This is a genomic window from Pseudomonas antarctica, assembly GCF_001647715.1.
GTDB classification, from domain to species: Bacteria; Pseudomonadota; Gammaproteobacteria; order Pseudomonadales; family Pseudomonadaceae; genus Aquipseudomonas; species Aquipseudomonas antarctica_A.
Genome location: NZ_CP015600.1, coordinates 896,757 through 908,950, shown reverse-complemented (window position 1 = coordinate 908,950; position 12,194 = coordinate 896,757). Strand labels below are relative to the sequence as shown.

At 61.2% G+C, this 12,194-nt stretch carries 14 protein-coding genes; 12 read left to right on the top strand and 2 right to left on the bottom strand.

What is annotated here, in order from left to right; all coding sequences use genetic code 11:
* Positions 1 to 10 precede the first annotated feature (10 nt).
* Positions 11 to 1,036, bottom strand: coding sequence for a ferrochelatase (hemH, locus tag A7J50_RS03830; RefSeq protein WP_064450625.1), 1,026 nt, complete (start codon positions 1,034 to 1,036; stop codon positions 11 to 13).
* A 14-nt stretch (positions 1,037 to 1,050) separates the two neighbouring features.
* Entirely contained in the window at positions 1,051 to 1,950 is a 900-nt protein-coding gene (locus A7J50_RS03825) for a TIGR01777 family oxidoreductase (RefSeq protein WP_064450624.1), read from the bottom strand.
* Between the two features lie 211 nt (positions 1,951 to 2,161).
* Between A7J50_RS03825 and A7J50_RS03820 the strand changes: the two genes are divergently transcribed.
* The 12 genes from A7J50_RS03820 (at position 2,162) to A7J50_RS03765 (ending at position 12,171) form a co-directional block, all read left to right on the top strand.
* Positions 2,162 to 3,148, top strand: a complete 987-nt coding sequence (locus A7J50_RS03820) for an NAD(P)/FAD-dependent oxidoreductase (RefSeq protein WP_064450623.1) — start codon at positions 2,162 to 2,164, stop codon at positions 3,146 to 3,148.
* Positions 3,145 to 3,360 carry a TIGR02450 family Trp-rich protein gene (locus A7J50_RS03815; protein ID WP_064450622.1) on the top strand — a complete coding sequence of 72 codons (216 nt, stop codon included), beginning with the start codon at positions 3,145 to 3,147 and terminating at the stop codon, positions 3,358 to 3,360. The genes A7J50_RS03820 and A7J50_RS03815 overlap by 4 nt, the downstream gene beginning before the upstream one ends.
* A gap of 112 nt (positions 3,361 to 3,472) precedes the next feature.
* Positions 3,473 to 4,432, top strand: coding sequence for a YbgA family protein (locus tag A7J50_RS03810; RefSeq protein ID WP_064450621.1), 960 nt, complete (start codon positions 3,473 to 3,475; stop codon positions 4,430 to 4,432).
* 17 nt (positions 4,433 to 4,449) lie between these two features.
* Positions 4,450 to 5,379, top strand: coding sequence for a MerR family transcriptional regulator (locus tag A7J50_RS03805; protein ID WP_064450620.1), 930 nt, complete (start codon positions 4,450 to 4,452; stop codon positions 5,377 to 5,379).
* Positions 5,380 to 6,825, top strand: a complete 1,446-nt coding sequence (gene phrB / locus A7J50_RS03800) for a deoxyribodipyrimidine photo-lyase (protein WP_064450619.1) — start codon at positions 5,380 to 5,382, stop codon at positions 6,823 to 6,825.
* A complete protein-coding gene (locus tag A7J50_RS03795) occupies positions 6,818 to 7,240 on the top strand; it encodes a nuclear transport factor 2 family protein (RefSeq protein WP_064450618.1) in 423 nt (140 codons plus the stop codon). The genes phrB and A7J50_RS03795 overlap by 8 nt, the downstream gene beginning before the upstream one ends.
* Entirely contained in the window at positions 7,237 to 8,019 is a 783-nt protein-coding gene (locus A7J50_RS03790; RefSeq protein ID WP_064450617.1) for an SDR family NAD(P)-dependent oxidoreductase, read from the top strand. Before A7J50_RS03795 ends, A7J50_RS03790 begins: the two co-directional genes overlap by 4 nt.
* Positions 8,016 to 9,263 carry an NAD(P)/FAD-dependent oxidoreductase gene (locus tag A7J50_RS03785; RefSeq protein WP_064450616.1) on the top strand — a complete coding sequence of 416 codons (1,248 nt, stop codon included), beginning with the start codon at positions 8,016 to 8,018 and terminating at the stop codon, positions 9,261 to 9,263. The genes A7J50_RS03790 and A7J50_RS03785 overlap by 4 nt, the downstream gene beginning before the upstream one ends.
* Positions 9,260 to 10,069 (top strand): DUF1365 domain-containing protein, encoded by an 810-nt coding sequence (locus tag A7J50_RS03780; RefSeq protein ID WP_064450615.1) that lies wholly within the window; start codon positions 9,260 to 9,262, stop codon positions 10,067 to 10,069. Before A7J50_RS03785 ends, A7J50_RS03780 begins: the two co-directional genes overlap by 4 nt.
* Positions 10,056 to 11,327 (top strand): SAM-dependent methyltransferase, encoded by a 1,272-nt coding sequence (locus tag A7J50_RS03775; protein WP_064450614.1) that lies wholly within the window; start codon positions 10,056 to 10,058, stop codon positions 11,325 to 11,327. The genes A7J50_RS03780 and A7J50_RS03775 overlap by 14 nt, the downstream gene beginning before the upstream one ends.
* A complete protein-coding gene (locus A7J50_RS03770; protein ID WP_064450613.1) occupies positions 11,320 to 11,811 on the top strand; it encodes a DUF2878 domain-containing protein in 492 nt (163 codons plus the stop codon). The genes A7J50_RS03775 and A7J50_RS03770 overlap by 8 nt, the downstream gene beginning before the upstream one ends.
* 54 nt (positions 11,812 to 11,865) lie before the next feature.
* Entirely contained in the window at positions 11,866 to 12,171 is a 306-nt protein-coding gene (locus tag A7J50_RS03765) for a YkgJ family cysteine cluster protein (RefSeq protein WP_016977069.1), read from the top strand.
* Positions 12,172 to 12,194 lie beyond the last annotated feature (23 nt).

Below are 12,194 nucleotides of genomic sequence, written 5' to 3'. Positions count from 1 at the left end.
GACAATCTGATTACAGTGCCAACGGCGCTCTTTCACACAGTGTATTGAGCGCCGCTGCCCACTGCGGGTCATCATTGAGGCACGGCACCAACACCAACTCCTCGCCGCCCGCTTCGCGGAACTGCTCCAGGCCGCGGTCACCAATCTCTTCCAGCGTCTCAATGCAGTCCGCCACAAATGCCGGGCACATCACCAGCAACTTTTTCACGCCTTGTTGGGCCAGCGCTTCCAGACGTGCTTCGGTGTACGGTTCAATCCACTTCGCCCGGCCCAGGCGCGACTGGAAGGCCACCGACCACTTGCCCTCCGGCAGCCCCATGCGCGCGGCAAAGTTACGCGCAACGCTGAAGCATTGCGCGCGATAACAAGTGGCAAGCACCTCGGGCGAGGCGTTCTTGCAGCAATCGGCATCCTTAAAGCAATGCCCGCCGGTAGGGTCGAGCTTTGTGAGATGACGCTCGGGCAGGCCGTGAAAACTCAGCAGTAAATGATCGTAATCCTGTTCCACATACGGCCGGACGCTCGTAACCAGCGCGTCGAGGTATTCCGGCTGATCGTAGAACGGTTGCAGGATCGAGAACTGCACCTTGAGCTTTTTATCGCGCACGACACGTTTGGCTTCTTCAATCACCGTGGTCACGGTGCTGTCGGCAAACTGCGGGTACAGCGGCGCCAGGGTGACTTTTTCGATGCCCTGGGCAGCCAGGCGCATCAAGGTGGTTTCAAGGGACGGCTCGCCGTAACGCATCGCCAGTTCCACCGGGCCCTGGGTCCACTGCGCCGTCATTTGCTGCTGCAGGCGACGGCTCAAGACAACCAGCGGCGAGCCCTCGTCCCACCAGATCGAGGCATAAGCATGCGCGGACTGCTCCGGACGCTTGATCAGGATCAGCGACACCAGCAAACGCCGCACCGGCCACGGCAGGTCGATCACGTAAGGGTCCATCAGGAACTGATTGAGGTAGCTGCGCACATCGGCCACCGAAGTGGACGCCGGTGAACCCAGGTTGACCAGTAACAACGCGTGATCCGTCATGCAACATCCTATCTCTAGAGGCGGCTGGACAAGTCTTCCAGGGCCGCGTGCAACTCAGTGAACTGAAAAGTGAAACCGGCAGCCAGCAGCCGTTCGGGAACTGCCTTCTGCCCGCCCAGCAATAACCCGGACAGCTCGCCCAGCCCGACCTTCAATGCAAACGCCGGCATCGGCATGAACGCCGGGCGGTGCAACACCCGGCCCAGGGTCTTGGCGAACTCGCGGTTACGCACCGGGTGCGGAGCGCAAGCATTATAAGGACCGCTGGCGTCACCCTTGTGCAGAAGAAAATCAATCAGGGCGATTTGATCTTTGATATGTACCCACGGCATCCACTGCCGACCATCGCCGATCGGCCCGCCCAGCGCCAGTTTGAAAGGCAGCAGCAGCCGTGACAAAAAGCCGCCCTGCGCCGCCAATACCAGGCCGGTGCGCACCAGCACCACGCGAACGCCCAGGGATTCGGCGCGCAACGCGGTTTCTTCCCAGGCGATACACAGCTGGCTGGGGAAGTCGTCCAGCACCGGGCCACTGGCTTCGGTCAATTCGCGCTCGCCGCCGTCGCCATACCAGCCCACGGCTGAACCGGAAATCAGCACCGCCGGCTTTTGCGCCAAGCCTTCCATCCACGCCAGCAGCGTTTCGGTGAGACTGATGCGACTGCTCCACAACAAGGCCTTGCGCTTTTTCGTCCACGGACGATCAGCGATGGGCGCGCCGGCCAGATTGACCACCGCATCTACGGGACCTGTCACGTCCTGCAGGTGGCCTACACCCAACACCTCATCACCGCACCATTTGGCCACGGTGTCCGGTTCACGGCTCCAAACAGTCAGGCGATGCCCTTGGGCAAGCCAGTGCTGGCAGAGTTGGCGACCAATCAAGCCAGTACCGCCGGTCAGCAAAATATGCATGGGTTCCTCCTCATGTAACGTTTGCCGCCCATCGCTAGTCTATTTTATAAGCAGGGATTTTATGTAAGGGGGCGTTACGTTGGTTTAAGCCTCAGCTTTAACCATAGGTCACGCCACAAGAACAGGTACGCCAAAACTTATACCAAAAAACAATATTGTACAGCTATTGGTGTCGGCGTAGTCTGTACCCAACGGTAAAACGAGGCCTCCCATGACTGTTCCCATCGCGATCATCGGCACCGGCATCGCCGGTCTCTCCGCCGCCCGAGCGTTAAGAGACGCGGGGCACGCTGTACAACTCTTCGATAAAAGCCGTGGCAGTGGCGGCCGCATGTCCAGCAAGCGCAGCGATGCCGGCGCGCTGGACATGGGCGCGCAATATTTCACCGCCCGCGACCGGCGCTTCGTCAACGAGGTGCAACGCTGGCAAAGCAACGGCTGGGCCGAACAGTGGAAACCGCAGCTGTACAACTTCAAGTCCGGCCAACTCACGCCCTCCCCCGATGAACAGATCCGCTGGGTCGGCACGCCGCGCATGAGCGCCATCACCCGCGCGCTGCTCGACGATTTGCCGGTGGAGTTCGGTTGCCGCATCACCGAAGTGTTCCAAGGCAAACAGCATTGGAACCTGCTGGACGCGGACGGTGGCAATCACGGCCCATTCAGCCATGTGGTGATCGCCACCCCGGCACCACAAGCCACCGCGCTGCTGGCCGCTGCGCCCAAGCTGGCGAGTGCTGCCGCCGGGGTGAAGATGGACCCGACCTGGGCGATTGCGCTGGCCTTCGACAAACCTTTGGATACACCGATGGAAGGCTGCTTCGTGCAAGACAGCCCCCTCGACTGGCTGGCGCGAAACCGCAGTAAACCTGGGCGCGACACCACCCTCGACACGTGGGTACTGCACGCCACCAGTGCCTGGAGCAAGGCGCACCTGGACCTGCCCAAGGAAGCGGTGATCGAACAACTGCACGGTGCCTTCGCCGAATTACTGCACAGCGCCATGCCCGCACCGTCCTTCAGCCTGGCCCATCGCTGGCTCTACGCACGCCCTTCTAGCAGCCATGAGTTCGGTGTACTGGCCGATGCTGACCTGGGCTTGTATGTGTGCGGCGACTGGTGCCTGTCCGGCCGGGTCGAGGGTGCGTGGCTCAGCGGCCAGGAAGCCGCGCGACGTTTGATCGAGCACTTGCAATGAATCGCATCAACCCAGCCAAATTGCTGCTGTCGAAATGGACAGCAGCGCATCCACGCAACAAGGAGAAACACTTCTTGGTCACCGAACTGTTTCGTGATGAAGAAGGCACCGTGCTCGACATCGAACTGCAAGCCGTCATGACCCAGCGCACCGAACGCCTGGCCTGGCAAACCCTGCAAAATGCTGAAGTGTGGCGAATCGGCTGGAAATAGCCTGCCCGCAAATACTTGTACAAAATAATTGACTTGTACAGCATCAAACCTATGATGAGATCCAGTTGTACAGGCTTAACTGTGTGTACAGGAATCTCGGAGAGGTTTGAACATGTCCAGCACTGGAAAACCGAAGATCGCCATCAGCGCCTGCCTGTTAGGCGAGAACGTGCGCTTCAACGGCGGACACAAACAATCCCTGCTGTGCAGCCAAACCCTGGCCGACTACTTCGAGTTTGTGCCGCTGTGCCCCGAAGTCGCAATCGGCCTGGGCATCCCCCGCGAACCGATCCGCCTGGTGGGCGACCCTGACCACCCGCAAGCCGTCGGCAGCGTGCGCCGTGAGCTCAATGTGACGCAGCCGTTGGACGATTACGGCCAGCAAATGGCTGCGGAACATACCGACCTGTGCGGCTACATCTTCATGCAAAAATCGCCCTCGTGCGGCCTGGAACGGGTCAAGGTCTACCGCGATAACGGTACGCCAGTAGAGGGCGGCGGGCGTGGCATTTACGCCCAGGCATTTTGTTTACGCCACCCCAACCTGCCGGTGGAAGAAGACGGTCGGCTGAATGACCCGGTATTGCGGGAAAACTTCCTGACCCGCGTATTCGTATATGCCAGCTGGCAACAGCTGCTGGCCGAAGGCCTGACGCGTCACCGCCTGCTGGCTTTTCACTCGCGCTACAAATACCTGCTGATGGCCCACAGCCCCGTGCATTACAAAAGCCTTGGCCACTTGCTGGGCAGCATGGGCAAGGGCATCAACCTTGATGAGTTGGCCGCCGGTTACTTCAGCGAACTGATGATCGGCCTGAAAAAATGCGCCACCCGGGGCACCCACTCCAATGTGCTGCAACACATCAGCGGCTACCTCAAGCAGGCCATCAGCGCCGACGACAAGCAGGAAATGCAAACGGTCATCGGCCAGTACCGCCACGGCATCGTGCCGCTGGTGGTGCCCCTTACTCTGCTCAAACACCACTTTCGCCAACACCCGGACCGCTACATCGCGCAGCAGGCCTACCTGCAACCGCACCCGGAAAACCTCAGCCTACGCAATGCGATCTAACCCATGAAAAGCACCTCATGAACGCTGCCCCGCAAGACGAACCAGGCGAAGACATCACCCAAGCCCTCGAAGACGGCTGGCTGCCGATTCGTGAAGTGGCACGCCAGACCGGCGTCAACGCTGTGACGCTGCGCGCCTGGGAACGCCGCTACGGCTTGATCGTGCCCCAGCGCACGCCCAAAGGTCATCGGCTGTTCAGCGCCGAGCACGTGCAACGCATCCACACCATCCTCACCTGGCTCAACCGCGGCGTACCGGTCAGCCAGGTAAAAAACCTTATCGACACCGCCCAAATCAGCCCCGACACCGTCGAAAACGAATGGCACGCGTTGCGCCAGAACCTGGTGACCGCGATCAGCGACTTGGCCGAGCGCCGGGTCGACGACGCGTTCAACCAGGCCATGGCGCTCTACCCGCCACGTACCTTGTGCGAGCAATTGATGCTGCCGCTGCTGCAAGAGCTCGAACAACGCTGGCAGGGCCAATTCGGCGCGCAGATGGAACGGGTGTTTTTCCTGTCATGGCTGCGCAGCAAGTTCGGCGCGCGGATCTACCACAACAATCGCCAACTGCAAGGCGCCCCGCTGCTGCTGGTCAACCACTCCGACCTGCCCCTGGAGCCGCACCTGTGGCTCAGCGCGTGGCTCGCCAGCAGCGCCGATTGCCCCGTGGAAGTGTTCGATTGGCCTTTGCCGTCCGGTGAATTGGCATTGGCCGTGGAACACCTGCAACCGCGTGCCGTGCTGCTGTATTCGAGCAAGGCCCTGCACCTGCCCTCGCTCCCGAAATTGCTGGGCGGCGTCAGTTGCCCAACATTGATTGCCGGACCAACGGTATGCATCCACCAGGCCGAGTTAGCCGTATTAACCCGTGACACCCCTGAATTGTTCGTGGCCGAAGACCCGTTGTCGGCCCATCAGATACTGATCCAGCGTGGACTTCTTTAAATGCATTTGATCTGGCTGCGCACCGACCTGCGCCTGAACGACAACAACGCCCTGGCCGCCGCGAGCCAGCGAGGCCCGGTCGTTGCCGTGTACCTGATCAGCCCCGAACAATGGCTGGCCCACGATGACGCGCCCTGCAAAGTCGACTTTTGGCTGCGCAACCTGCAGCACCTGAGCCAGGCGCTCGGCGCATTGAACATTCCCTTGCTGATCCGCACCGCCGCGACCTGGGACCAGGCCCCCGCCGTGCTGAGCACGCTGTGCCGGGAACTGTCGATTGAGTCGGTGCACGTCAACGAGGAATACGGCATCCACGAGAGCCGCCGCGATGCCGCCGTCGCCAAAGCTCTGGAAGCCGACGGCGTGACGTTCCACCCTTATCTGGACCAGCTGTTTTTCCAACCCGGCAGTGTGTTGACCAAAACCGGCACCTACTTCCAGGTCTTCAGCCAGTTCCGCAAAGTCTGCTACAACCGCCTGCACAGCGCCCTCCCGCGCCTGGTAGCAACACCAAAAGCCCAAGCCAAAACGTACGTGAAAAGCGACCCCGTCCCCACACAGGTTGAAGGGTTCCAGCCGCCCAGCGAAACCTTGCGCGCGCTCTGGCCCGCCGGTGAGGACGAAGCCAGACGCCGTCTCGACGCTTTCGCCGACCAGCAGATCAGCTACTATAAGGACGAACGCGACTTTCCGGCCAAACCCGGCACCAGCCAGCTTTCCGCCTACCTCGCTGCCGGTGTGGTTTCACCGCGACAGTGCCTGCATGCCGCCTTGCAGACCAACCAGGGCGAGTTCGAAAGTGGCGATGTGGGCACGATCACCTGGATCAACGAGCTGCTATGGCGCGAGTTCTACAAACATATCCTGGTCGGCTATCCAAGGGTCTCGCGCCATCGCGCCTTCCGCCCCGAAACCGAAGCAGTGGCCTGGCGCGATGCGCCCAAAGACCTCGCCGCCTGGCAGGAAGCGCGCACCGGCCTGCCGATCATCGACGCGGCCATGCGCCAATTGCTGGAAACCGGCTGGATGCACAACCGCCTGCGCATGGTGGTAGCGATGTTCCTGACCAAGAACCTGCTGATCGACTGGCGCGAGGGCGAGCGTTTTTTCATGCGCCACCTGATCGACGGCGACCTGGCGGCCAACAACGGCGGCTGGCAGTGGAGCTCATCCACCGGCACCGACTCGGCGCCCTATTTCCGAATTTTCAGCCCGCTGAGCCAGTCCGAAAAATTCGACAGTGAAGGCGTGTTCATCAAGCACTGGCTACCCGAACTGGCCGCGCTGAATAAAAAGGAAGTGCACAACCCCGAGGCCGTCGGCGGCCTGTTCGGTGTGGCGCACTACCCGCGCGCGATTGTAGACCTGAAGCAATCCCGTGAACGGGCCTTGGCCGCTTTCCGCAGCCTGCCCTCGCGCGAAGCGGTCGGAGGTTTACATGAGTGACTTCCTGCCCCGGTTCGCCCAGGCCTTTGCGACGCTGGACAAGCACAACCTGCACCTGCTCGACGGCCTGTACAGCAAGGACATCGCCTTTACCGACCCGCTGCATGAAGTGCATGGCTTACCGGCGATGCACCGCTACTTCGCCGAGCTGTACAGCAATGTCAGCCAGCTGCGTTTCGACTTTCACGGCTTCGACCAAGTGGCCGAAGGCGAAGGCTACTTGCGCTGGAAAATGAGTTTTTGCCACCCGCGGCTGAACCGCGGAAAAGTGATACGCGTGGAAGGCTGCTCACACCTGATGTGGCGCGACAAGGTGTACCGCCATCGTGACTATTTCGATGCCGGTGCCTTGCTCTATGAACACCTGCCAATACTCGGCCCTGCAGTCCGTTGGCTGAAAAGGAGAATGGGATGAGCCTGACACCGCCCCGCCGATATTGGCTGACCGGCGCCAGCAGTGGCATCGGTGCCTCGCTGGCCGTGGAGTTGCTCAACAGCGGCGCCCACGTAGCCCTCAGCTCGCGCACAAAAGGCCCGCTGGAAGCACTCGCCCAACGTTATCCAGGACAAGTGCTGGTGGTGGCCGGCGACCTGACCAACAGCCAGACCGTGCGCGAGATTGGCGAGCACATCAGCGTGGTTTGGGGCTCACTGGACACGGTGATCCTCAACGCCGGCACCTGTGAATACGTGGACGCCCGGCAGTTTGACGCCTCCATCGTCGAGCACGTGGTGCGCACCAACCTGCTGGCAAGCGCTTATTGCATTGAAGCCGCGCTGCCACTGTTACGCGCCGGGCAATCACCGCACCTGGTGGGCGTGGCCAGCGCCGTGACTTACCTGCCGATGCCACGTGCCGAAGCCTATGGCGCGTCCAAAGCCGGGCTGCGCTACCTGTTCGAATCCCTGCGCATCAGCCTGTCGTCCGAGAACATCGACGTCACGGTCATCAGCCCGGGTTTTGTCGACACGCCGCTGACCGAGCGCAACGATTTCCCGATGCCCTTGAGCTGGTCAGCCGACAAGGCCGCGAAACATATCTTTGCCAAGCTGGGCAAACGCCCGCTGGAAATCGCCTTTCCCGCGCTGTTTATCGCCACCCTGTGGCCGCTGTCGAAGCTGCCCAACCGCGTCCAACTGATCATCGGCAAACGCATGCTGCGCAGCCCTCCGCCGCAGAAGGACAGACTGTGAAGATCGCCATTATCGGCAGCGGCATCGCCGGGCTGACCAGCGCGTACCTGCTCAGCCGCCGCCATGACATCAGCCTGTTCGAAGCGGGCGAGCGGATCGGCGGGCATACCCACACGGTCAACGTCACCGTCGAGGGCAAAAGCTATGCGGTGGACACCGGCTTTATCGTGTTCAACGACTGGACCTACCCCAACTTCATCCGCCTGCTTGGGCAGATCGGTGTGAAGTTCAAGCCCACCGAGATGAGCTTTTCGGTGTGTGACCAGAATGCCGGGTTCGAGTACAACGGCAACAACCTCAACAGCCTGTTTGCGCAACGGCGCAATATTCTGTCGCCTGGGTTCTGGGGCATGTTGCGCGACATTTTGCGCTTCAACCGCCAAGCGCCGCTGGACCTGCAAGAGCAGCGGATCAGCGCGCAGATGACCCTCGGCGACTACCTCGAAGCCGGCGGTTACGGCCCGCGGTTTATCCGGCATTACATCGTGCCGATGGGCGCAGCGATCTGGTCGATGTCCCTGGCCGACATGCTGGGGTTTCCGCTGCAATTCTTTGTGCGTTTCTTCAAGAACCACGGCTTGCTGTCGATCAGCAACCGGCCACAGTGGTGCGTGATCGAAGGGGGCTCCAGCAGCTACATCGAGCCGCTGACACGCAGTTTTCGCGAGCAGATCCGCCTCAATTGCCCTGTGCATAAAGTAGAACGCACAGACGACGGCGTGGTTATCCACAGCCCTGCCGGCAGCGAAACATTTGATCGCGTGGTGTTCGCCTGTCACAGCGATCAGGCCCTGGCCATGCTGGCCGACCCGAGCCAGGCCGAACAAGAGATCCTCGGCGCATTGCCCTACGCCGACAATGATGTGGTGCTGCACACCGACACGCGCCTGTTGCCGGACCGCAAACTGGCCTGGGCCAGCTGGAATTACCGGCTGACCGGCACTGCGCAAACCCAGGCCGCCGTCACCTACGACATGAACATCCTGCAAGGTATCGACAGCGCCACCACCTTCTGCGTCAGCCTGAACCAGACGCCGATGATCAACCCGCTGAAAATCCTCGCGCGCTACACCTACGCCCACCCGCAATACAGCCTTGCCGCTGTGGACGCCCAAGGGCGTTGGGAAGAATTGCTCGGTGCGCGCAATACGTTTTATTGCGGCGCTTACTGGGCCAACGGTTTCCATGAAGATGGCGTGGTCAGCGCATTGCGCGTGGCCCAAGCCTTTGGAGAAACCCTGTGAACAGCGCCCTGTACAGCGGCTGGATCGCCCATCGCCGGTTTGCGCCCAAGGCCCATGCCTTTCGCTACCGCATCGGCCTGCTGTACCTGGATTTGAGCGAACAAGACGAAGTGCTCGGCTTGTCGCCGCTGGCCGGCACGAGCTGGCTGGCGCCCTTCGGCTTTCGCCAGCAGGATTACCTGCGTGAATTTACCCGCCACGGCATGAGCTTGAGCGATGCCGTGCGCCAGGAAGTCGGCAAGGCCTTGGGGCGTACACCCCAGGGCGTTATCTGCCTGCTGACCCAGGCCCGCAGTTGGGGCCTGGCTTTTAACCCGGTGAGTTTCTTCTACTGTTTCGAGGCCGATGGCCAACTGGCCGCGATCCTGTGTGAAGTGACCAACACCCCATGGCGCGAGCGCTATCACTACGTGCTGCCGGCCCAGGCCCTCGGCGCGGATGAGCATCAGCACTTCGCCGTGGCCAAGGCCTTCCATGTCTCGCCGTTTTTGCCGCGCGACCTGGAATACCGCATGAGCTTCAGCCCGCCCGCCGCCAAGCTCGGCGTGCACATGGCCGATTGGCAAGGCGAGTTGAAAGTCTTCGACGCCACCTTGAGCCTGCACAAAGAAGCGCTCAACCGCGCCAGCCTGCATCGCTACCTGTGGCGCTTTCCGTGGATGACCGCCAAAACCTGCCTCGCCATTTACTGGCAGGCCATGCGCCTATTGCTCAAACGAACACCGATTTTTCCCCATCAGGCCGCCGATGGCGCCTCTCGCACCGCAGTCGGGTATACCAAGGATCGCCGCCATGAAATCCCCTAGCTTATCGGTCAAAACCAACCGCCTGAACGTCAACGGCATGACCAGCGCGCTGCTGCGCAAGGCGGTGCTGCGTCAACTCAGCCAGCTGCGCCACGGCCAGTTGGTGGTGATCGAGGACGGCGAACGCCAAGTGTTCGGCGCACGCGAAGCGCACCTGCTGGGGGAAATCCAGATCCTCGACTCAGCGGTATGGGGCCTGGTGGCGGCCAACGGTTCGATAGGCGCCGGCGAGGCGTTTATCCACGGTTACTGGACCACGCCGGACCTGACTTCGGTGGTGCGCGTGATGGTGAGTAACCTGGAGGTGCTCGACGCCATGGAAGGCGGGCTGGCGCGCCTGGCACGGCCGTTCACCCAAGGCCTGCACTGGCTCAACCGCAATACACGCAAAGGCTCACAGAAAAACATCGCCGCCCACTACGACCTGGGCAACGACCTGTTCGAAGAATTCCTCGACCCGACCATGATGTATTCGGCCGCGCAATTTCTGACGCCCGACGACACCCTGGAACAGGCGCAACTGAACAAGCTGGAACGCATCTGCCAGAAGCTTGCGCTCAAACCCACTGACCATTTGCTGGAAATCGGCACCGGCTGGGGCAGCATGGCGTTGTACGCGGCGCAGCATTATGGCTGCAAAGTCACCACCACAACCTTGTCCAAAGAACAGTTTGCCTACACCGAAAAACGCATCGAGGCCTTGGGGCTCAAGGACCAGGTGACCCTGTTGTTGCAGGACTACCGCGACCTGACCGGCCAGTACGACAAGCTGGTGTCCATCGAGATGATCGAAGCGGTGGGCCATCGCTTCCTGCCGACCTACTTCAAGCAGTGCGCGCACTTGCTCAAGAGCGACGGGTTGATGTTGCTGCAAGCCATCACTATTCGTGAACAGCGCTTCGAGCAGGCCAAGAACAGCGTCGACTTCATCCAGCGCTATATTTTCCCCGGTGGCGCCCTGCCCTGTGTGCAGAACATGCTGCACATCGTCAGCCGCGACACCGACATGAACCTGCTGCACATGGAGGACTTCGGCCTGCACTACGCGAAAACCTTGCGCCTGTGGCATGAGAACTTTCGTCGCGCCCATGGCCGCCTCGCAGAGCTGGGCTACGATGAGTACTTCCTGCGCTTGTGGGAATTCTATTTGTGCTATTGCGAAGGCGGATTCATGGAACGAACAATTGGCACCGCGCAACTGCTGCTGGCCAAGCCGGCGGCCATCAACCCGCCGTTGCTCGGGCGTTTCAGTGCTTAAACCGCTGGCGAATGCCGTGCTGTTCCAGTGCGGCTGGTTTGCCTGCGTACTGGGCGGTGACAGCCGATGGCTGCTGGTAGCGGGCGCAGTGCTGGCCATCCACCTGCTGTGGATAAGTGCATGGTCTGCGGAGGGGCAAGTGATCCTCGCCGTGACCCTGCTGGGCACCGTCATCGACACCTCGCTGCGCACCTTTGGCGTCTTTCACTTCAGCTTTCCGGGGCCACTGATACCTTTCTGGCTGGTGCTGCTGTGGGCATTGCTGGCGACCACGCTGCGCCATTGCCTGGCCTGGAGCGCGCAGCCCTGGTGGCGCGCCAGCTTATTAGGTGCGATGGGCGGGCCGTTGTCTTATTACGCTGGCAGCCAATTGGCCGGTGTGAGTTTCGGGTACGGCACTGTGCCGACCATGATCGGCCTGGGCCTGCTTTGGGCGATCCTGTTCCCGGTGATGCACTGGATCGCACGGCAACTCGGGCACTGACGTCCGTCAGTGCAATCACACGCTGTTGATGCGCTTGCCTTACACTGCGCGCCTATGACTAACATCCCGCACACTCAAATCACCGAACCCGCCGTCACCTGCTCGACGTGCGCGGCCTGTTGCTGCCAGCTGGAAGTCATGCTGATCACCGACACGGGCGTGCCGGAGCGTTATATCGATACCGACGATTGGGGCGGCGAAGTGATGCTGCGCCTGGATGACGGCTGGTGCGCGGCGCTGGATCGGGACACGATGATGTGCACGATTTACGAGCGACGCCCGCTGATCTGTCGGGAATTCGAGATGGGCGCACCGGAGTGCTTGACCGAGCGCGAAGGGATTGCGACGGCTTACCGCTGAACCTGAGACCGATGAAAATCAAA